The following is a 20352-nucleotide window of genomic DNA, read 5'->3' as shown; positions in this document are numbered from 1 at the left end:
GCGCTCAATTGTCAGGTCGAGCGGAGTCGAGACCTCATTTAATTGCTATTACCATTGTTCCCAGAATGACACTCATTTCTGCACTCCGCCAGCAGCTTTAGGAGTATTTCATCCTCACTAGCCAAAGCCCTCTTCTTTTGGGCACTCCACTTCTTTAATTTCTTTTCAAACCAGATTGCCTGATTAATTTCTCTGAACTCCTGATGAAAAATAACCTCTACAGGTCTTCTTTTAAAAGTAAAGCTGTCTTTATTTAATCCTAAATTGTGCTCTTCTAATCTTCTGGAAATATAATTTGTGATTCCGGTGTAAAGTAATTTATCCGAACACTCCAGGATGTAGACGTAATATAATTTCATCGTTTCAAATTAACTGTCGTCTTCGCAAGAGACCCCTCGACTCCGCTCGGGGAGACAAGCTTGAAGACAGGTCGAGCCTTTCGTTTTTCGTTTAGATCAGGCTACTAAAGACCTAAGAAATCACCGTCCCCTCCTTTACCCCGTCTTCATCGGGATTAACAAAGACCAGTTTTCCTTCTTTGTTCTCGGTCATGAGGATCATGCCCTCACTTTCTACTCCTCGTAGTTTCCTCGGAGCTAAATTTATAAGTACGGTCACTTTTTTCCCCACAATTTCTTCAGGCTTAAAGCTTTGGGCGATTCCTGAAACAATAGTGCGCACGTCGATACCTGTGTCTACTTTTAGCACCAGGAGCTTATTGGCCTTAGGCATTTTTTCAGCTTCTACTATAGTACCCACGCGGAGATCCATTTTTGAAAAGTCTTCAAAAGTTGCAATTTCCTTTTGTGGTTCGGCTTTTTTGTTGTCGGCTATGTTTGCCGCCTTTGTAGCTTCAAGTTTTTCCAATTGTTTCTGAATTTGGTCGTCTTCTATTTTAGAAAAAAGTAGTTCTGCTTTTCCAATCGCATGTCCGGGTTCTAAAAATTCGTTTCCGGAGCTAATTTGATCCCATTCGCTTTCTTCTTCATTTTCACCAAAAACCACTCCGCTGGCGTTGATGAGTGCTTCGGAAGTTGAGCGGCCGTAATCAAGAATGGCTTTTAATTTTTGAGAGGTAAATGGCAGGAAAGGCTCGCTTAGACTGGCAAGAGCTGCAGAAATTTGCAGGGCTACATACATTATGGTCTTCACCCGTTCTTCGTCGGTTTTTATGAGCTTCCAAGGCTCTTCATCTGCCAGATATTTATTTCCGAGACGGGCTACATTCATCAATTCTGCCTGGGCTTCCCTGAATCTGTAACGCTCAATTGAACTTGCTATAACTGCAGGATAAGCTTTAAGCTCGGCTAAAGTTTGTTCATCAACTTCAGAGAGATCACCCGGCTTAGGGACAATTCCATCGTAGTACTTATTCGTAAGCACCACCACCCGGTTGATAAAGTTCCCAAAAATGGCAACCAGCTCATTATTATTTCTCGCCTGGAAGTCCTTCCAGGTAAAGTCGTTGTCCTTTGTCTCGGGTGCATTTGCAGTCAAAGCATACCTCAATACGTCCTGTTGATTAGGAAACTCCTCAAGATATTCATGCAGCCAAACTGCCCAGTTCTTCGAGGTTGAAAGCTTATTACCCTCGAGGTTCAAAAATTCATTTGCAGGCACATTTTCGGGAAGTACAAAACTTCCTTCAGCTTTAAGCATAGCGGGGAAGATCACACAGTGGAAAACGATATTGTCCTTACCTATGAAATGTACCAGTTTGGTGTCATCACTTTTCCAGTAAGGTTCCCAGTCTCTCCCGGTCTTTTCTGCCCATTCTTTTGTTGAAGAGATGTACCCAATAGGCGCATCGAACCAAACGTAGAGGACCTTTCCTTCGGCTCCTTCCACAGGCACAGGAATTCCCCAATCAAGATCTCTTGTCACCGCTCTTGGTCGCAATCCATCATCGATCCAGGATTTTACCTGCCCGTAGACGTTGGGCTTCCAGTCCTTTTTATGACCTTCCAGGATCCATTCCTTTAGCCAACCTTCATATTGATCTAAAGGTAAGAACCAATGCCGCGTTTCTTTTAGAACAGGTTTGGAACCTGAGATAGCTGATTTTGGATTTATAAGGTCTGTAGCATTATGACTGGTTCCGCATTTTTCACATTGATCGCCGTAGCTTTCTTCGTAGCCACATTTTGGACAGGTACCAACTACAAATCTGTCAGCCAAAAATTGTTCTGCTTGTTCGTCGTATAACTGCTGCGTAGTTTCTTCTGTGAATTTTCCCTCTTCGTAGAGTTTTCTGAAAAATTCTGAAGCAGTTTTATGGTGTATTTTAGCTGAAGTCCGGGAATAATTATCAAAAGAAATTCCGAAGTCTTCAAAGCTCTTTTTGATGATCTTGTGGTACTTATCCACCACATCCTGGGGAGAAACTCCTTCCTTTTTTGCTTTGATGGTAATTGGCACTCCATGCTCATCGCTCCCGCACACGAAGGCCACATCCTTTCCCTGCATTCTCTGGAAACGTGCATAAATATCTGAAGGTACGTAAACTCCTGCCAAATGGCCAATATGTATAGGCCCGTTTGTATATGGAAGAGCCGCTGTAATTGTATATCTTTTTGGTGAATTCATGTGAAAAATTAAAGGCTGTAAAGTTAAGCAAGTACTGGCGATTACACGTTAAATTTTAGTAAAAGGCAGTGCGGGTGCGGCAAATGTTCTGCATTTTAGTAAAAAACTAAGCATGAGAAAATTATTGATCCTTGCCCTCATAGTTCTGGCTTCGGGTTGTAAAAGCCGAAAAATAACTTCAGATTCTGCGGAAAAATTCCAGATGGAGAATCTGGCGAAAGTGATCAGCAGGAACAATTTACAAAAGATCTATCCTGAAGCAGAAATCTCTGAAGGAATTGACCTTTTTGAAGAGGGAACTGTGGAGCGGGCTTATAGTATCTTATATCCTAATACAGATGATGAGCTGCTTATCATTTGGGACGACAAGACTCAAAACAAACCACACCAGATCTATGTAGAAAATGAGGGCCGCTGGAGAACCGGAGAAGGCATCGAAGTTGGAACCCCTTATACAGATCTTGAAAGGATCAATGAAGGACCTTTTGATTTTTACGGCTTTGGCTGGGACTACAGTGGTGCCGTAGATTGGAAAGATGGAAAAATGAAAGATTCCAATATTAGGGTGTTCCTTGCACCCGTAGCCGCACCTCCCAAAAGTTTTTACGGCGACCAGATCATAGAAGCAGACCCCGAGGATATAATCAATCTCGACCTAAAAGTTAGAGCCATAATCCTTCAGAATGAAACCGACTCCTAAAGTATAGAAAGCAGGTGAGCAACACTGCAACAGATGGCCAAAAAAGGGCATTTTAGAAGGATATTCAGAATATGGCACAGCACAATGAATTAGGAAAACGTGGTGAGGAAATGGCAGTTGCGCATCTCCTGGCGACCGGCTACGAGATCGTGGCGCGAAACTTCATCTATCAGAAAGCCGAGGTAGATATCATTGCCCGTAAAGAAAATATTCTCGCTGTTGTTGAAGTAAAGACCCGCAGCACGCCCGACTTTGGCGATCCTCAGGATTTTGTGAAGAAAAAGCAGATCAAGCAGCTGGTAAAAGCCATAGATCATTTTGTGAACGAGCATAAGCTGGATGTGGAAGTGCGTTTCGACATCGTAGCAATCATTAAGAACAAGGCCGGCACAAGACTGGAGCATATAGAGGATGCTTTTCTACATTTTTAAAGATCATTCTTATCTAAAATGTCTTGATATGTGGAGGACTTACCTTCCTTGGATTTCCCTATTACCGAAAGTTGAGCGTCGATCTCTAAAATGACGGCAGCAACATCATCCATACTTCCAAATCCTTTTTTCCGGGCGGCACTAATAACTTTACTTTTATCCAGACGTTCCTTGTGAAGATTCTTTTCAATAAAATTTCCGTTGTAGTACAAAATAGTCGGAGTGGTGTTAAAGATCTTTTTGAAAGTCTTTGATTTCACTTCAAAATAAGCAAAAATGAACTGAAGCACCGCCAATAGAACAAAAGCAGCTAGAGCTTCAGAAATTGACAGGTTTTTGGTGGTAAGCGTACGGCCAAAAACAGCACCCACTGCAACTGCAATTACAAAATCAAAGGCGCTCATACTTGCCAGGGTTCTTTTACCCGAAACTCTAAGAATGAGAACGATTGCCAGGTAGGCGCTTACACCTACAATAACGATCCTAATGATAGGTTGTGTCCCATTCCACAAAAAAGTAGTGTCGTCCATAATTGAATCTTGACCGGTTTGCTAATCTTCGGCTACGTTTATCTGGTAGACCTCGTAGATATTATCTTCCTGATGTTTGATATTTTTCTTAAGATGCTCGATTATCCTATTTTTGAGAACAGCATCTGAGATGGCAGAATCCTTCGGAAGCACGGTGACATTGTAGCTTACAGTAGGATTTCCATTTATAATGGTATTGGTAAAATTCACATCTTTTCCAATCACTTCGATGTAGTCGAGTTCGTTAAGTTTTTTGTCAAGTTCTTCAGTAAGTTCGGTATTCATACTGGCTTTCCGCAGAAATGGAGGCTGGCTGAATTGCCAAAACATCATTGCGCCGATTCCAATAGTTACCAGAGCAGTTGTGACATAAGTCATCGCTTTGTTTCCTTTCAAAAAGCGGACCCCGCCAGGTGTGACCTTTCCGAAGAAATAGAATACCAGAGTGGCGGCAAGATGAATACCAAGCAGTTGCAGGATGATCCTGAAAACGCTGCTCCAAACCACTTCCCAATCCATAAGATAAAGACCGGCACCAACGAGACCAACCGGTGGTGCAAGGGAAGCAGCTACAAGAATGCCCACTGCAGCACCCGAAACCAAACTATCCCTTTCGGACTGCACAATATTAATGGCTCCCGCAAAGCCCGAAATAAGGGGTAAGAAAAGTGCCACTTTTGACACATGACTCACTTCCACCATTAGGGGTGTGAGTGTTTCAAGAGGAAAAATAACGGTCATTAAAAAACTTGCTGCTATTCCAATTCCTATTGCCATGCCATAACGTAGCAGACTGCTCTTAAGCAAGGGCATCTTTCCTGCTGCGGTAGCCAAGGCTGCGTTCATCGCCGGGCCTGCAAAAGGTGCCACCAGCATTGCCGCTACTAAAAGAAATACTGTGGTAGTGTATAGTCCTATCCATACAATGATCCCGGCAGCGAAAGAATAGCCTATTAAACCCTTGACAGAACCCACACTTTGGATACCTCCAAGGTATATCTCCAGGGAACTCTTTGGTTGCACATCGGCCACTTGATCGGGTGATTCCGAGGCCGGTGGATACAAGGTGATCACTCCCCGGGGAATTAAATTGATCTCGGGTTCCTCAAAGTCATCTATACGTTTCAGGAAATCATTTACCTTCCTGTTCGGCAAAAAAAGAATAAATACATCCTGCTCATCATTTGGAAGAAAAATGGTATTCTTTCCTTCAAATTCTTCCACGGCCTTTAAGACTTCATCTTTATTACCCTTTGGAATTTTAAGTATAAGTTGTCTCATTTTTAGACTTCAGATTTTTTAAGTTTCTTCCGGTAATTTTAAATGGCTGCTATACAAGATAAAAGAAAGCATTAGATTGCTTTATAATCTTAAGGGAACTTTAAGGGTTCTAAAACGCACGGGAATGAAAAGAGGATTTTAAACGACAGTTTTAAATAAATCTTAAGAAAATAGGAGGAGCAACTGCTTATCTTTAAAAGACACCGCAAAATTTTGTCAGCCTATGGCTTTAATGGAGATCATCTTTTTCATAAGCTTGTTGATCATTTTAGCCGGTGCATTTTTCAAGAAAATTCAGAATATATCGGTCACCGAACCTTTACTCGCCCTCCTGTTCGGAGTGATCTTGGGGCCAGATGTCCTTAACCTGATCAAATCGACAGATCCTGAATCAGAATTCCAGATCCTAGAACTTGCCTGTCAATTCACAATCGCCATGGCTCTAATGGCAACAGCTTTGCGGCTTCCTGCCCACGTATTCAGAAAGAACGGCACTAGCTTATCCAATCTTGTCGTCTTTGGAATGATACTGATGTGGTTGTTTGGCAGCGGAGTCTTCTATTTTCTTCTTCCGGAATTCTCTCTTTTTGAATGTCTCCTTTTAGGAGCTATTATTACGCCTACAGATCCCGTTGTCGCCTCGACCCTTGTAACAGGCAAAAAAGCTGAAAAATTCCTGCCCCAAAAGATTAGGAACACTCTCTCCTTCGAAGCAGGAGTCAATGACGGATTTGCCTACCCAATAGTTTTTCTAGCTTTATATCTTCTGGGTGCTGAAGGTGGTGGCGATTTGGGAGAGTGGGTCACGAAAGTTCTGTTATATGAAAATGTCCTTTGCGCTATTCTTGCTTATGGGATTGGGTATGGCTGTGGGTTTCTCATGAAAAAAACGCACAAAGCCGGGTATTTAAACACCAAGACTCTTTTATCCTTTTCAGTTGCCGTCGCACTCCTTCTTTTGGGAGGTTTTCACCTGTTAAAGATGAATCCAATTATAGCAGTATTTGTGGGCGGATTCGCCTTTGCCAAAGACATTACAGCAAATGAGGATCTAAAAGAAGAAAGGATCCAGGAAACCATGGAACGCCTGACTACTGTTCCGGTGTTTTTTATCCTGGGCCTCATGTTGCCCTGGCAGGAATGGCAGGAAATGGGATGGACTGCTGTTGGGATCATCATATCTATTCTTTTGTTTAGAAGGTTACCAGCCTTATTACTTCTTATGCCGGTAATGCCCCAGTTCCGGAAAAAATTGTACAGCATATTGATCATGGGCTGGTTTGGACCTATTGGAGTTGCCGCTCTTTACTACGCTATGATCTCAAAAAACAAGGCCCATTTTGAGGAAGCCTGGATTATTCCCAGCCTAATTGTAGCGGCATCTACTGTTGTTAATGGATTAACGAGCGTACCTTTAGAGAAATTATATCACGATAAAACTAAGGGCACCAATGAACGTGAGAATTTGGATAGCAGAACCTGAACGTATTATACCTCAAAGGTTTTACAAACCTGTGAGTTTTTCAACTATTCCTTCCAAAAATGCCATTTTTGAAGGACATTATTTCTAACTAACTTACCTCAATGAAAAATCAGTATTCTTTTCACAGCCTCCTCCTAATTTTTCTCATCCCTCTCTTCGGAAGCGCACAGGATATTTCCGGAAGCTGGTCCTGGCAAACCGAAAATGGCAGCACCCTAATGGAAATCGGGCTAGAAGCTGAAGAAGAGGATTACATAGGATACCATTGCGCCATATTTCAAACAGGCGACCGAATTGATTGCATAGATAAAGACGAACCCGCTTCTATTCATGTAAAAAGAACTTCCGAAAATGTTTTTGAAGGCAGCATAAGGAGCGCTTACAGTGCTTCGGACGGAAAAATAAAACTGCAGTATGATCCTGAAGCCCTAACATTGCTTTTCGAAATTGTAGAAGCACCCCTGGATTTATATTACCTGCCGAAAAAGGCAATTTTTAAATAATATAGACCTCACAGGCTTTAAAAAACTGGTGAGGTCTGGTGAAATCCCCTCTCAGAAATGCCATTTTTAAAAGTATTATTTTTCTTCTACCTCCACCGTTGCCTTCACATCCAGCGGCTGCAACACCTTCAGCGCTTTATCTACCGAAGTTACTTTTTCAAAGGTCAATAACAACCTCAACCCGCTGCGGGTTTTCTTTTCTTTCATGGTGCAGCTCTGAGGATGTGTTTGTACGTATTGCAGCACTCTTGTAAAAGCTTTGCTCTGGTAGAAACGAGATTGCTGATCGGCAATGAAATAGCCGATCAATTTGCCCTGCTTCATCACGATTTTCTCCAGTCCAATCTTAGAGGCGATCCATTTAATACGAACGCTGTTCAGAAGATCTTCGGCCTGAGTAGGAAGTTCTCCAAACCTATCCACCAGTTCGGCTTCAAATTTCTGAAGTTCTTCTTCGGTTTTCAGGTTGTTGAGCTGAGTGTACAGGTTCAACCTTTCAGAAATATTGTTGATGTAATCATCAGGAAACAGTAATTCAAAATCGGTGTCGATCTGCGTATCCTTCACGTATTCCTTATCCTCTTTCTCCTGTTCCTGATAAAGATCCCTGAATTCATTTTCCTTCAGCTCCTCAATAGCTTCGTTCAGGATCTTCTGGTAAGTATCAAAACCAATTTCGTTAATAAAGCCGCTTTGTTCCCCTCCTAAAAGGTCTCCGGCGCCACGGATTTCAAGATCTTTCATCGCAATGTTGAATCCGCTGCCCAATTCGCTGAACTGCTCCAGGGCTGTAATTCGTTTTCTAGCATCATCGGTCATGGCTGAATATGGCGGCGTAATAAAATAACAAAAGGCTTTTTTGTTACTCCGGCCTACCCTACCACGCATCTGGTGCAGGTCTGAAAGTCCGAAATTATTGGCGTTGTTGATAAAGATAGTATTGGCATTTGGCACATCGAGTCCGCTTTCCACAATGGTGGTGGAAACCAGTACGTCGAATTCACCATTCATAAACTTCAGCATGAGCTGCTCCAGCTTCTTTCCTTCCATTTGTCCATGCCCGATCCCAATCTTCGCATCGGGCACCAGCCGTTGGATCATTCCGGCGACTTCCTTGATATTTTCAACTCTATTGTGGATAAAGAATACCTGCCCTCCCCGCTGAATTTCATAGGAAATTGCGTCGCGAATAGTTTCTTCTGAAAATCTTATCACATGCGACTCAATAGGATATCTGTTTGGCGGCGGAGTAGTTATTGTAGAAAGATCCCTCGCAGCCATTAAACTAAACTGTAGCGTACGCGGAATAGGCGTGGCTGTTAAGGTCAACGTATCCACATTTTCTTTGATGGTCTTCAGTTTATCCTTGACCGCTACTCCAAATTTCTGCTCTTCGTCCACTACCAGCAGCCCCAAATCTTTAAATTTTACGGCCTTACTTACTAACTGGTGCGTGCCAATGACGATATCCACTTTCCCGTTGGCCAGTTCTTCCAAGGTCGTTTTTCTTTCTTTGGCGGTCCTGAAGCGGTTCAGGTAATCTACGGTCACAGGAAAATCCTTCAGGCGTTCGGTAAAGGTCTTGTAATGCTGAAACGCCAGAATGGTCGTTGGCACCAGCACTGCCACCTGTTTCCCATTGTCTACTGCTTTAAAAGCGGCTCTTATCGCAACCTCGGTCTTTCCGAAGCCAACGTCCCCGCACACCAGGCGGTCCATTGGCCGTTCGTTCTCCATATCGGCTTTGACATCGGCCGTTGCAGTACTTTGATCGGGCGTATCTTCGTAGAGGAAAGAAGCCTCCAGCTCGTGCTGCAGATAAGAATCGGGTCCGTATGCAAAGCCTTTCTGCAGTCTGCGCTTGGCGTACAATTCAATGAGGTTAAAAGCAATATTTTTGACACGGGCTTTGGTCTTCTGCTTCAGGTTTTTCCAGGCGTTGCTGCCCAGCTTGTAGATCTTTGGCGGTTTGCCGTCCTTGCCGTTGTATTTGGAGATCTTGTGCAGCGAGTGAATGCTCAGGTACAAAATATCTCTCTCCCCGTAGATCAATTTGATCGCCTCCTGCTTTTTGCCCTCCACATCGATTTTTTGGAGTCCACCAAACTTCCCTATTCCGTGGTCGATGTGTGTCACAAAATCGCCGACTTCAAGGTTGGTAAGCTCCTTCAGCGTGATCGCCTGCTTCTTGGCGTAACCGTTCTTGAGGTGGAACTTATGGTAGCGCTCGAAGATCTGGTGATCTGTATAACAAACCATTTTTTGGTCTTCAGCAACAAACCCCTGATACATGGAAAGTACAACGGTCTTATATTCCACGCCACCTTCCATGTCGTCAAAGATGTCATGGAAGCGTTTGGCTTGCTGCTCACTTACACAAAATATATAGTTGGTATAACCGTAGTCTGAATTCTCCCTCAAATTCTGAATAAGGAGTTCAAAATTCTTATTGAAGGAAGGCTGGGGTTTGGTGTAGAATTCGATTGTTTCCGCTTTAGACCCTGAAACAAGTTCAGGATGACGGGAAGTAGTAGTGACAAGCGAATACTCCTGTATCTGCTCCTGCAAAAGTGCCGAATTACAGAACAATTCTTCAGGCGCGTTGTGTTTTATTTCTTCGGAAAGATTCTGGAAAGCCTCTTCAGCTTTACTGAAAAGTTTGTCTATCCTGTCAAACATCAGGGAAGGATCCTGGCTAAAGATCACTGTCTTGTCTGAAATATACTTCAGGAAACTCTCCCGCACCTCCTGAAGTCTTTTGTGCTCTACATTCGGGATCACCGTGATCTTCTTGATCTGATCTGTCGACAACTGCGTCTCCACATCAAAGGTCCTGATGCTCTCTACCTCATCCCCAAAAAATTCAATCCTGTAGGGCTCATCGTTGCTGAAGGAGAATACATCCAAAATTCCCCCTCTTACCGAGAATTCTCCGGGTTCGGTCACGAAATCCACTCTTTTGAACTTGTACTCGAACATGACCTCGTTTACAAAATCGATCGAGAGTTCGTCGCCGACCTTGATCTTAAGAGTATTCTTCTCCAGCTCTTTTCTGGTTACCACCTTCTCAAAAAGGGCATCTGGATAAGTAATTATTAATGCAGGTTTTTTTCGGGAGTTGATTCGGTTGAGCACCTCTGCCCGCAGCAGTACGTTAGCGTTATCGGTCTCTTCCAGCTGATATGGTCGGCGGTAACTGCCGGGGTAAAAAAGCACATTTTTATCTCCTAACAGCTGCTCAAGGTCATTCAGGTAATATGCAGCTTCTTCCTTGTCGTTGAAAATCAGAAGAAAAGGTTTTTCAGCTTCTTCAAAAGCATTGGCGATAACAAAGGAAAGTGCAGAACCCACAAGGCCTTTTAACTGCACCTGAGTTCGCGACAGGGCAAGCGCTTTCCCCAGTTCCAGCTGTTGAGCCGACTGTGCAAAGCTTTGGGCAATAGAATTTTTACTCAAAAAATAAAATTTTGGCAAAGATAAAGTTTAATGCTCAAAGGCTAAAGGTGGTAAGGTTTAAACAGAAGTTAAAAAAGAAGCAAGACCGCTGCGCTGCAAGAATCAAGAGCCAGGACTTTGAGGGGGCATTTGGGCTAAAGCCCTTGTGTTATGTTTCCTCTAATCTAATCCTCCGCCTAAAGGCGGAGGCAATTCTTGAATATACAAATGATCCTGCGAGCCATGAATTGCCCTTGGCTTCAGCCAGGGGATCAAAATAAATAATTACAAAAGGGCTTTAGTCCAATCTTTTTTATTAATTCATTATTATCTAATCAGCAAGACATCATGCTGCCTTCAGGCGGAGGCAATTCATCATAGCAAATAAAAGTTTACCAACTCATGCCCCGGGCTTCAGCCAGGGGATCAAAAATAAAAAACCACAAAAAGGGCTTTAGCCCATGATTTCTAAGGCAGCAGGTTAAAAATTTCTGACATAGCAGAATCTTAATTGATCTAAAGCCTTTGAAAATATATTCTTCTGTTCCTCCGCCTTCAGGAGGAGGCAATTCATCATAACAAAAAAAAATTTCCAAAACATGAATTGCTACCGGCTTCAGCCAGGGATTAAAAATTAAAGAATTTAAAAAGGTTTTAGTCCAAAATTTCTAAGGCAGCAGGTCAAAAAGTTTCTGGCATAGCAGAATCTTAGTTGATCTAAAGCCTTTGAAAATATATTCTTCTGTTCCTCCGCCTTCAGGCGGCGGCAACTCATCACAACAAATAAAAATTTTCAAAACCATGAATTGCCCCTGGCTTCAGCCAGGGGATCAAAAATAAAAAAGCACACAAGGGCTTTAGCCCAATCTTTAAGTATTATATTAATTCATTAAATTCATCATCAGCCAATTAATAGCAAATTATGCCGCACATAAAGGTCTACATCCATTTTGTCTGGAGCACGAAAAACAGAGTTCCTGATCTCAATAGTCCAGAATTAAGAAAAAAAGTTTGGCAGCATATAGCAGAAAATGCAAGATCAAAAGGAATATTTGTAGACTTTGTAAATTGATATACAGATCATTGTCATTGCCTCTTGTCATTAGGAGTAGACCAAACCAATCAAAAGGTGGTAAACCTGATCAAAGGAGAATCTTCCCATTGGATCAACAAGAACAATTTAACTTCAGAAAAATTTGAATGGCAGAATGATTATTTCGCTGTCTCTGTTTCAGAATCTAATCTTGAGAGGGTAAGAAATTACATTAAGAATCAGGAAGAGCATCATCGGAAAAAATCATTCCAGGAGGAATATGAGGAATTTTTAGAAAAATACAAATTCAAAAATTTTGACGATTGAGAATTGGGCTAAAGCCCTTGTTAATTCATCCTCTGGTCCTCTGCCTGAAGGCGGAGGCAATTCATGAAAAATTCTTTTTTGTACCCTTCTAAAGGAATATCAAATATTAAATTCAGTTCGATGTTGGGCTAAAGCCCTTTTTATATATACCCTATTAATCCTCCGCCTGAAGGCGGAGGCAATTCATATACCATCTCAACCATGAATTTTGTTTAGAAATTCTCAACCTTATGAATCACCACTGGCTTTAGTTACTGGTCAGGATCAAGGTTGAGCAGGGGCTTTAGCCCAATTTTTGTCCCGACTTCCTTAATCATTCAAACAAATCACTTCCTTCTTTGTCACCACATATACCTCATCATCTCCCTGTGGCACGAGAATATGTTTGCCGGTAAACTCACCAAAGGCGGGCAGGATCAATTGATCTTTGGATTTGAAGAAGCACGACAACTTCAGCTGCTGCCGACCTATTCCGCTGATCTTTACTCCGGGATGTATATGTCCTGAAAAGTTGAAAAATCCCGCTCTTTCTTCTGGATGGTGGGTAAAAAGGAAATTTTTTAGGACAATTTCCGGAGTAAGAAAAACGCCCAAGGCTTCATATTTCAGAGGGGAAATGATATCGTGGTTTCCTTCAACAAGAATGACTTCCGCAGAAATTTGATCAAGCCAGTGCTCAAAGAACAACCATTCCTTGTTCAAAGAACTGTGAAAAAGATCTCCCAAAAAAGCAATTTTTGAGGGTTCAAAAAAGGCAATTACCTCATTCATTTTTTGAAAATTCCCTGCAATAGCTTTTTGTGGTACCGCACTGCCAAACTTCCTGAAATGCGACACCTTCCCCAGATGTACATCACTTATCACCAGCAAGTCTTCCTCTTCCCAAAACATCGCTCCGGAGGGATGTAAAATAAAAGTATTATTATGAAGAGTAAGTGTTTTTGTCATTTTTGAAGCTACAGGTCACCCCATTGTGCCATCATTTTCTTAATTCGGTCCTCCAGTTTTTCTGAAGATAACTTTTCGCGCATCCTGTCGGTGATGATCGGAAAGGCGAAAGGTGTGGGTTTTTCGCATTGTTTCCAAACCAATTTCTGTTCCGAAATTCGCTCCATCGCCAATCTCAACCTTCCTTCTTCCAGCTGATGCTCGAATGTTTCTCTAAACGCCTGCTGAAACAATAAATTGTCCGGCTCATAGTCCCTGAAAACACTAAATAGCAGCTGCGAATTTGACTGCAAATGCTTTGTCTTGATCATCTTATTCGGAAAGCCCGTAAAGACCATTCCTGCAATAACGGCAATATCGCGGAATTTTCGTCTTGCCATCTCAGTAGCATTCAAACTTTTCTGAAGGTCGTCCATCAGGTATTCCGCAGAAAAAAGATTATTGTCAAAGACCTGCTGCATGTCTATCTGCTGATCGGAAAGTAGTTCAAAGCCGTAGTCATTGAAGGCCAGGGAAAAAGTGATGGGCGACAGCAGACTTATCCTATAAGCCAGAAGACTTGCCATTGCTTCGTGGACGAACCTGCCTTCAAAAGGATAAAAAATTGCGTGATATCCCTCGCGGGTCTTGAAGGTCTCGATGAGAAATTCATCTTTTTTGGGAATAATGGATTCTCTTTTTTGCCTTTGGAAGATGTTATGCATCGCCTTGAGCTCGATTGACTTCTCGACGGAGCCTGCGTCGAGCGCAGCCGAGGTGCTCGAACTGACATTCTGCTGCGAATCGGCTTCTAATTCTGAAGCCACGAACATCTCCTCCCGCAGCAGCTCACTCATTTCGGCCGAAAAGCTCATCCTTCCTCCTGCCCAACTGGGGAAGCGGGAATTCTTCACCTTCGACTTCTTAACGATCACCTGCATATTCTTGATCTGGTACAGCTCCAGGTTCTTTCCGGCGAAAGTGAAAACATCTCCAGGGTTCAGCTTTGAAATAAACCATTCCTCAATGGTTCCAATGTAACCACCACCTAAAAATTTGACCGCGAGTACCGCGTCACTTACGATCGTTCCGATCTGCAGCCGGTGCCGCATGGCGATGGCGCGGTTATTCACCTTAAAGAGTCCGTCCTCCCCGATCTCCACCTTTTTATACTCGTCATAGGCCTGCAGCGTCTGACTCCCCTGCGTGATGAAATTCAGCAACCATTCCCACTGTTCTTCGGAAAGTGCCTGATAACAGAAGGTGGATTTGACCTCGGGCCAGATCTCCTGCGGAAAAAATCCGTCGGAAACGGCGAGAGTAGTCAGATACTGCACCAGCACATCAAAGGAGTTCAGGTAGGGAATCCGATCTTCCACCACGGTGTGCCTCACAGCCTTTTGTAATGCCGAAGCTTCAATCAGCTCCATGGCATGAGTAGGAAGAAAATAGATCACACTCTCCTTCCCCGGCTGGTGACCGCTACGCCCAGCCCGCTGAAGAAATCGGGCTACCCCTTTTGGTCCGCCAATCTGGATGATCGTTTCCACGGGCGCAAAATCCACCCCCAAATCAAGGCTGGAGGTCGCTACTACCGCTTTTAGCTGCTCGTCTCTGATCGCCTGCTCCACCCAGAGCCGGGTTTCTTTGTTGATACTCCCATGATGCATTGCGAGTTCCCCGGCAAATTCGGGATACTTCTGAAGAATCCGCTGGAACCAGATCTCGCATTGAGAGCGGGTGTTGGTAAAGAGCAAGGTAGTCCTGGACTTCCGGATAATAGGCACCACCTCGTCCAGCAAATGCAATCCCAGATGTCCCCGCCACGGAAAAGTTTCCATCTTCTCCGGAATAATAGACTTCACGCTGATCTTCTTCTTAATATCTGCCCGAATTAAAACAGAATTCTGAAAAGCCTCAGATCCCGGTCCCAGCAGCACCTCCCGCGCCTCCTGAAGGTTTCCTATGGTAGCAGAGATGCCCCAGATCTTCATTTTTGGAGAAACAGTCTTTAAACGAGAAAGCGCCAGCTCGATCTGTACTCCGCGTTTGGTACCGAGCAGCTCGTGCCATTCATCAATGACAATGGCATTCAAATCCTTGAAGGTCTTCTCATAACCCTTTGAGGCCAATAATAGCTGCAGACTCTCAGGCGTAGTGATCAACAGGTCGGGCATTTGCTTCTTTTGAGCGGCACGTAATTTTTGGGAAGTATCGCCGGTGCGGATACCTACTGTAAGTCCGCTGCCAATGTCCTGTGCAAAGCGGTTTGCCGCCTGCTCGATCTCCACAGAAAGTGCCCGCAAGGGAGTGATCCAGATTGCTTTGAGTCCGGGTTTGTGTTTGGTTTTGTAGTCGGGATTTTGTCTGATGTAGTCCAGCACAATTGGCACCCATAAAGCGTAGGTTTTCCCGCTACCGGTGGGAGCATTAAGGAGGCCGTGCTTACCATCCAAAAATGCCTTCCAGGACTCCTTTTGAAAAGCAAAAGATTTCCAGGACCGGGATTTGAACCAGTCGTTGGCAAGTTTTATGAGTTGTTTTTGATTCATGTTTTCGTCTCCGGTTGAACCCTTCCGTCTCCGCCTTGCGGCGGAGCCACCCCTGCCTGCCGGCAGGCAGGTTCCTTTGTTAAGGGAAGGAGTTATTGATTGTGCTACTATTTTTTGTAGTACTTCAAATTATAATTTTTCTAAACCCATCGTCCTGCTAGGGGAACAGCAAAGCTGTTCCCAAAAAGCTCCCCTCCTTTTTTCAAGGAGGGGTGGATCCGCGGGAGCGGAGACGGGGTGGTCCGTCGCTCCTGAAATTTCTCTTTATCTCCTCCAGCACCCACTCCAAATTATCAAACACACTTCTATTCTCAAACCTCACCACTTTTAAATTTAATTCTTCCAGCTTCCTGGTTCTTGCAGCGTCTTTCTCCTCATTTGTCGGATTCATATGGTATAATCCATCAAGTTCTATCACCAACTTTTCCTCGGCACAGTAGAAATCCACGATGAAATTTAGAACGCTGTGCTGTCGTCTAAACTTCCTTCCCTCCAGCTTCTTTTGCTGCAGATGCGTCCACAGGTAAGCCTCTGCGGTAGTTCCATGATGGCGGAGCTTTTTGCGGTAGGGCTTGAGGGGTTTTCGATTATGAATTCTGCGTTTTATTTTGTTTTTGTTCTAATTAGAAGCACCCGTTTCCATAACGGACCATTCCGTCTCCGGCTATTCGCCGGAGCCACCCCTGCCTGCCGGCAGGCAGGTTCCCTTAGCAAGGGAAGGAGCTATTTGTGCTACCATCTAAAATTCCACATCACATGATGTATTACCTGACCCAGAATCCTATACAGCTGCAGCAAAGCTGCAGCCAAAACCTCCCCTCCTTATTTCAAGGAGGGGTGGCTGCCGAAGGCAGACGGGGTGGTCCGTCGCAGCACGATCTCACTTAGGGATTAACTGCTTCAATTCTTCTATCGTATTCGCTTCCTCAATCTTCTTGTCCTGTCTCCACCTCAAAATTCTCGGGAATCTGGTTGCTACTCCACTTTTGTGTCGGGTGGATTCGGCGATGCCTTCGAAAGCTATTTCGAAGACGAGTTCAGGTTTTACGGAACGAACGGGGCCGAATCGCTCCAGAGTATTTCTCTTGATCCAGGCATCCACCTGGCGGAATTCAGCATCAGTTAATCCGGAATAGGCTTTCGCAAAAGTCACCAGCTCATCATCCTGCCAGAGCGCGAAAGTGTAATCGGTAAACAGGTTCGACCGCCTACCGTGGCCGCGCATGGCGTAGGTGAGCACCGCATCTACTGTCAATGGCTCCACCTTCCATTTCCACCAGTCTCCTTTTTTTCTTCCGACGAGGTAAGGCGAATCCCAGCGCTTGAGCATCAAACCTTCGCTCTTCACCTCCCGTGCCCGCTCCCTCTCGGCAGTTGCTTCGCTCCAATCGTCAAAGGAGATCGTTCTTGAAATATGAAACGGGGAACCTTCAGTGGAGACGGTACTATGCAATTTTTCCAGGATCTCCCGACGTTCCAAAAAGGGTAAACTTCTAATATCCTTTCCCTCCCACTCCAATATATCATAAGCCTTCAGGATCACAGGAGTCTTTTTCAGCAGCGCTTTGGAAACCGTTTTGCGGCCAATGCGCGTTTGAAGATCATTAAAAGTTCCTATATCCCCTTCAGGAAAAGGCAAAATTTCACCATCCAACACAGTCCCGCCTGGTAGGAGCTCCAAAAAAGCCGAAAATTCGGGATACTTATCTGTAACCAGTTCTTCCCCCCGACTCCAAACAAAAAGTTCTCCATTGCGCACTACCACCTGGGATCTAATGCCATCCCACTTATGCTCGGCACTCCAATCGGCGGGATCGCCCAGGTCTGCGGGTTCTCCTTCAATAGCATAGGCCAGGTAAAAAGGATAAGGTTTTGAAAGAAAGTCCTCTTCATTCTCCTCTAAAATGAGCTTTTGAAAAGAAATTTTTTGAGGGTTCCAGTCTCCCATAAGCTTATATGCCAGCACATCTTCATCAATATCTGTGGCCTTCGAAAGAGCACGGGTCATGAGCTTCTGGCTCACTCCTATTCTAAAGCTTCCGGTAATGAGCTTCGTAAAAACAAAGCGTTCGTAATAATTTAAAGCTGCCCAGTTCTCGTGCAGATACTCCTTCTTTTCGGCTTCGGTGGCGGCTTTTAGATCAATGATCTCCTCCAGGTACTGAGTGAGACTTTTCTCGCTCGAATTCTCTGCCGGAGGAATAATCAGGGCAATGGTTTCGGCAAGATCCCCAACAATGTGGTAAGATTCCTCGAACAGCCACAGCGGAATATTGGCAAGTTCGGCGGCAAACTGGCGGAGCAGGGTGGTATTTACCGGCCGCGGCGGACGGCGGTGCGAAAGAATGGCAATAGCCCATACCTTGTCCTTGTTGGACACCCGCTGAAAGTAACGCGTCAACGCCGCCACCTTCACGTTTGTTTTGTTGGTGCTGTCAAGTTCCTGTATGAGTGCTGCGAATTCCTCCACGTTAGTTATTGGTGATTAGTGATTGGTTACTTGGGAATTGAATATTGTTTATTGTTTATTGTTTATTGTTTTTTCTGACAAATGACCACTGATCACTGAACACTGAATACTTTTCACTCATCCTCTCCCCCGCCTCTCCAGAGGAGAGGAGCCTCTTGAATATTTTTTCTGCTCACTTACCACCGAACACTGACCACTACTTTAGTCTTCTTCATTTTCTTCTTTCTTTGAACTCATCTCTGCCAGCTCTCCTTCATATTGAGTTTCGGCGGTACGGGCGTCGTACCCAATCTCATTGAGAAATCGGCAAAATATTTCTGAATAGCCGTGCGTACAGATCACTCTTTCACAACCTGTGGCTTTGATCGAGGATAATAATCCCTGCCAGTCGCAATGATCTGACAAAACAAAGCCGCGATCAACAGCCCTGCGGCGGCGGGCGCCTCTAAAGGCCATCCAGCCACTGGCCATTCCGGTTTCAAAAGGCACCATTTTCCTAATCCAGGTACTGCCGTGGGCGCTGGGTGGCGCCAACACCATTCCGCCTTTAATTTCTTCCTTTTTAGTTTCCCGGGTGATCCTTGTTGTTTCAGGAAGTTCAGCGAAAGGTCGGACCACTTCAGTCATATTCTCAATTGCGCCATGAGTGAAGATCCTGCCAATCGACGGATCCAGAAATTTCAGGAGCCGCTGGGCTTTTCCGAGGGAATAGCCAAAGAGGATAGAGGTTTTACCTTCAGCCTTATTCTGCTGCCACCAGCTGTTAATGTCGTTCATCACCTGCTCCTGCGGGAGCCACTTAAAAGCTGGTAGCCCAAAGGTACATTCAGTAATAAAGGCGTCGCATTTCACAGGCTCATAGGGCACTGCGAGTCCGTCATCTTCAGTCTTATAATCCCCGCTAAATACCCAGACTTCCCCCTTGTGCTCCACCCTCACCTGCGAAGAACCAATAATATGTCCTGCCGGAAAAAAGGAAAATTTCACATTGTTTATTGTGAAGGTCTCCCCGTACTCCTTTCCGGAAACTTCTATTTCCCCAAGGCGGTGTTTTATTATAGGAATATTGGTGTGGTGGGTAATGTACTGCTTGTGACCCCAGCGGGAATGATCGGCATGGCCGTGAGTAATGATCGCCTTATCCACAGGCTTCCACGGGTCCAGATAAACTCCGGCGGGTTCGCAGTAGATCCCTTTGTCGTCAAAGCAAAGCAGGGGTTTTTTTCTCTTTTTGAGCGGCATAAATTCAAGTTAGGAATATTTGTGCAGGGCAGCTGTGGCGTTAGGAAAAAATTAAAACTGAAAATGCCATTTTTAAAGAATTAGCTATCGCAGTGGCTCCGAACGGGCCGGTAGTATAGCTTCGGAAATTTTTAGAGGCATAGGAAAATGAGCCGAAAAGCGGTGCCTGTCCAGGCCGCAGGGGAAACAAATTCGCCACCTCAAAATATCGGGTACTATTTGCTATCTTTGAGTAAAAACAGTGTTATGTCATTTTCAGACCTTTTTGGAACCGGAGAACATCTTCGAAATCTGGGGCATTTTGCCGCCATTGTAAATCTTGCAGCCGCCGATGGACCCATTAACACACGCGAAGAGGCGCAATTAAAAAGGTTTGCGAGGAAACTGGATATTGGAGAAGATGAATATTCCAAGGTCCTTAAAAACCCTACCGCATTTCCAATTCATCCCAATAACTCTGTTGAGGGGCGATTGGAAAGACTTTATGACCTGTTCCGGATCATTTATGCAGATCATGACATTGAGGAGGAGGAAGAAGAACTACTCAGAAGATATGCTATTGGGCTGGGATTTTCTCCTGAAGTTTCACAAGGGATCATTAAACGCTCCATGCAGATCTTTAGTGGAATGAGCTTCGATGATTACCGTTATCTGCTCAACAGGGAGAAATAACTTCAAGAGCCAGGAGCCAGGAGTCAAATGTCAAGAGTTAAGAGTTAAGAGTTAAGAGCCAAGAGCCAAGAGTCAAGAGTTAAGAGTTAAGAGTCAAGAGCCAAGAGCCAAGAGTCAAGAGTTAAGAGTTAAGAGTCAAGAGCCAAGAGCCAAGAGCCAAGAGCCAAGAGCCAAGAGCCA

At 44.3% G+C, this 20352-nt stretch carries 16 protein-coding genes and 1 pseudogene; 7 read left to right on the top strand and 10 right to left on the bottom strand.

Features of this window, described 5'->3' with window-relative positions; all coding sequences use genetic code 11:
* Positions 1-38: 38 nt before the first annotated feature.
* Positions 39-359, bottom strand: a complete 321-nt coding sequence (locus tag VR862_RS07850; protein WP_324720404.1) for a GIY-YIG nuclease family protein — start codon at positions 357-359, stop codon at positions 39-41.
* A 112-nt stretch (positions 360-471) separates the two neighbouring features.
* Positions 472-2586, bottom strand: a complete 2115-nt coding sequence (gene metG, locus VR862_RS07845) for a methionine--tRNA ligase (protein WP_324720403.1) — start codon at positions 2584-2586, stop codon at positions 472-474.
* 112 nt (positions 2587-2698) lie between these two features.
* Here metG and VR862_RS07840 point away from each other — a divergent pair, with 112 nt between their 5' ends.
* Both VR862_RS07840 and VR862_RS07835 read left to right on the top strand, forming a co-directional pair.
* Positions 2699-3286 carry a hypothetical protein gene (locus tag VR862_RS07840; RefSeq protein ID WP_324720402.1) on the top strand — a complete coding sequence of 196 codons (588 nt, stop codon included), beginning with the start codon at positions 2699-2701 and terminating at the stop codon, positions 3284-3286.
* A gap of 71 nt (positions 3287-3357) precedes the next feature.
* Positions 3358-3717, top strand: coding sequence for a YraN family protein (locus VR862_RS07835; RefSeq protein WP_324720401.1), 360 nt, complete (start codon positions 3358-3360; stop codon positions 3715-3717).
* Here the strand turns inward: VR862_RS07835 and VR862_RS07830 are convergent.
* Together VR862_RS07830 and VR862_RS07825 are read right to left on the bottom strand one after the other, a co-directional pair.
* Positions 3714-4247 (bottom strand): DUF421 domain-containing protein, encoded by a 534-nt coding sequence (locus VR862_RS07830; RefSeq protein ID WP_324720400.1) that lies wholly within the window; start codon positions 4245-4247, stop codon positions 3714-3716. The genes VR862_RS07835 and VR862_RS07830 overlap by 4 nt on opposite strands.
* Positions 4248-4268: 21 nt before the next feature.
* Positions 4269-5528 (bottom strand): DUF389 domain-containing protein, encoded by a 1260-nt coding sequence (locus VR862_RS07825; RefSeq protein WP_324720399.1) that lies wholly within the window; start codon positions 5526-5528, stop codon positions 4269-4271.
* A 223-nt stretch (positions 5529-5751) separates the two neighbouring features.
* Between VR862_RS07825 and VR862_RS07820 the strand changes: the two genes are divergently transcribed.
* Positions 5752-7011: a cation:proton antiporter gene (locus tag VR862_RS07820; protein WP_324720398.1), complete on the top strand. Its 1260-nt coding sequence runs from the start codon at positions 5752-5754 to the stop codon at positions 7009-7011.
* 101 nt (positions 7012-7112) lie between these two features.
* The gene (locus tag VR862_RS07815) at positions 7113-7514 is read left to right on the top strand and encodes a hypothetical protein (RefSeq protein ID WP_324720397.1); all 402 of its coding nucleotides are present in this window, start codon (positions 7113-7115) and stop codon (positions 7512-7514) included.
* Positions 7515-7589: 75 nt separating this feature from the next.
* Here VR862_RS07815 and mfd read toward each other — a convergent pair whose 3' ends face one another.
* On the bottom strand, positions 7590-10970 hold the full coding sequence (gene mfd / locus VR862_RS07810) for a transcription-repair coupling factor (RefSeq protein ID WP_324720396.1): 3381 nt from the start codon (positions 10968-10970) through the stop codon (positions 7590-7592).
* An 11-nt stretch (positions 10971-10981) separates the two neighbouring features.
* Here mfd and VR862_RS07805 point away from each other — a divergent pair, with 11 nt between their 5' ends.
* Together VR862_RS07805 and tnpA are read left to right on the top strand one after the other, a co-directional pair.
* Complete coding sequence (locus tag VR862_RS07805; protein WP_324720395.1) at positions 10982-11230, top strand: hypothetical protein; 249 nt, start codon at positions 10982-10984, stop codon at positions 11228-11230.
* 641 nt (positions 11231-11871) lie between these two features.
* A pseudogene (tnpA, locus tag VR862_RS15620) lies at positions 11872-12309 on the top strand (IS200/IS605 family transposase).
* A 309-nt stretch (positions 12310-12618) separates the two neighbouring features.
* On the opposite strand, the gene pdeM reads toward tnpA, so the two are convergent.
* The 5 genes from pdeM to VR862_RS07775 form a co-directional block, all read right to left on the bottom strand.
* A complete protein-coding gene (pdeM, locus tag VR862_RS07795; RefSeq protein WP_324720394.1) occupies positions 12619-13257 on the bottom strand; it encodes a ligase-associated DNA damage response endonuclease PdeM in 639 nt (212 codons plus the stop codon).
* An 8-nt stretch (positions 13258-13265) separates the two neighbouring features.
* Positions 13266-15788, bottom strand: a complete 2523-nt coding sequence (locus VR862_RS07790; RefSeq protein ID WP_324720393.1) for a ligase-associated DNA damage response DEXH box helicase — start codon at positions 15786-15788, stop codon at positions 13266-13268.
* 202 nt (positions 15789-15990) lie between these two features.
* Entirely contained in the window at positions 15991-16383 is a 393-nt protein-coding gene (locus VR862_RS07785; protein ID WP_324720471.1) for an endonuclease domain-containing protein, read from the bottom strand.
* Positions 16384-16668: 285 nt separating this feature from the next.
* Positions 16669-18258 carry an ATP-dependent DNA ligase gene (locus VR862_RS07780; RefSeq protein WP_324720392.1) on the bottom strand — a complete coding sequence of 530 codons (1590 nt, stop codon included), beginning with the start codon at positions 18256-18258 and terminating at the stop codon, positions 16669-16671.
* Positions 18259-18459: 201 nt separating this feature from the next.
* Positions 18460-19500, bottom strand: coding sequence for a ligase-associated DNA damage response exonuclease (locus tag VR862_RS07775; RefSeq protein ID WP_324720391.1), 1041 nt, complete (start codon positions 19498-19500; stop codon positions 18460-18462).
* Between the two features lie 246 nt (positions 19501-19746).
* On the opposite strand from VR862_RS07775, the gene VR862_RS07770 reads away from it, so the two are divergent.
* Positions 19747-20172 carry a tellurite resistance TerB family protein gene (locus tag VR862_RS07770; RefSeq protein WP_324720390.1) on the top strand — a complete coding sequence of 142 codons (426 nt, stop codon included), beginning with the start codon at positions 19747-19749 and terminating at the stop codon, positions 20170-20172.
* Positions 20173-20352 lie beyond the last annotated feature (180 nt).

The organism is Salinimicrobium aquimaris (genome assembly GCF_035607535.1).
Taxonomy (GTDB): domain Bacteria; phylum Bacteroidota; class Bacteroidia; order Flavobacteriales; family Flavobacteriaceae; genus Salinimicrobium.
This window is presented reverse-complemented; position numbering and strand designations above follow the sequence as displayed.

Coding starts and splice junctions, on each gene's coding strand:
- VR862_RS07850 (WP_324720404.1), bottom strand. CDS start 359: ATGAAATTATATTACGTCTACATCCTGGAGTGTTCGGATAAATTACTT.
- metG (WP_324720403.1), bottom strand. CDS start 2,586: ATGAATTCACCAAAAAGATATACAATTACAGCGGCTCTTCCATATACA.
- VR862_RS07840 (WP_324720402.1), top strand. CDS start 2,699: ATGAGAAAATTATTGATCCTTGCCCTCATAGTTCTGGCTTCGGGTTGT.
- VR862_RS07835 (WP_324720401.1), top strand. CDS start 3,358: ATGGCACAGCACAATGAATTAGGAAAACGTGGTGAGGAAATGGCAGTT.
- VR862_RS07830 (WP_324720400.1), bottom strand. CDS start 4,247: ATGGACGACACTACTTTTTTGTGGAATGGGACACAACCTATCATTAGG.
- VR862_RS07825 (WP_324720399.1), bottom strand. CDS start 5,528: ATGAGACAACTTATACTTAAAATTCCAAAGGGTAATAAAGATGAAGTC.
- VR862_RS07820 (WP_324720398.1), top strand. CDS start 5,752: ATGGCTTTAATGGAGATCATCTTTTTCATAAGCTTGTTGATCATTTTA.
- VR862_RS07815 (WP_324720397.1), top strand. CDS start 7,113: ATGAAAAATCAGTATTCTTTTCACAGCCTCCTCCTAATTTTTCTCATC.
- pdeM (WP_324720394.1), bottom strand. CDS start 13,257: ATGACAAAAACACTTACTCTTCATAATAATACTTTTATTTTACATCCC.
- VR862_RS07790 (WP_324720393.1), bottom strand. CDS start 15,788: ATGAATCAAAAACAACTCATAAAACTTGCCAACGACTGGTTCAAATCC.
- VR862_RS07775 (WP_324720391.1), bottom strand. CDS start 19,500: ATGCCGCTCAAAAAGAGAAAAAAACCCCTGCTTTGCTTTGACGACAAA.
- VR862_RS07770 (WP_324720390.1), top strand. CDS start 19,747: ATGTCATTTTCAGACCTTTTTGGAACCGGAGAACATCTTCGAAATCTG.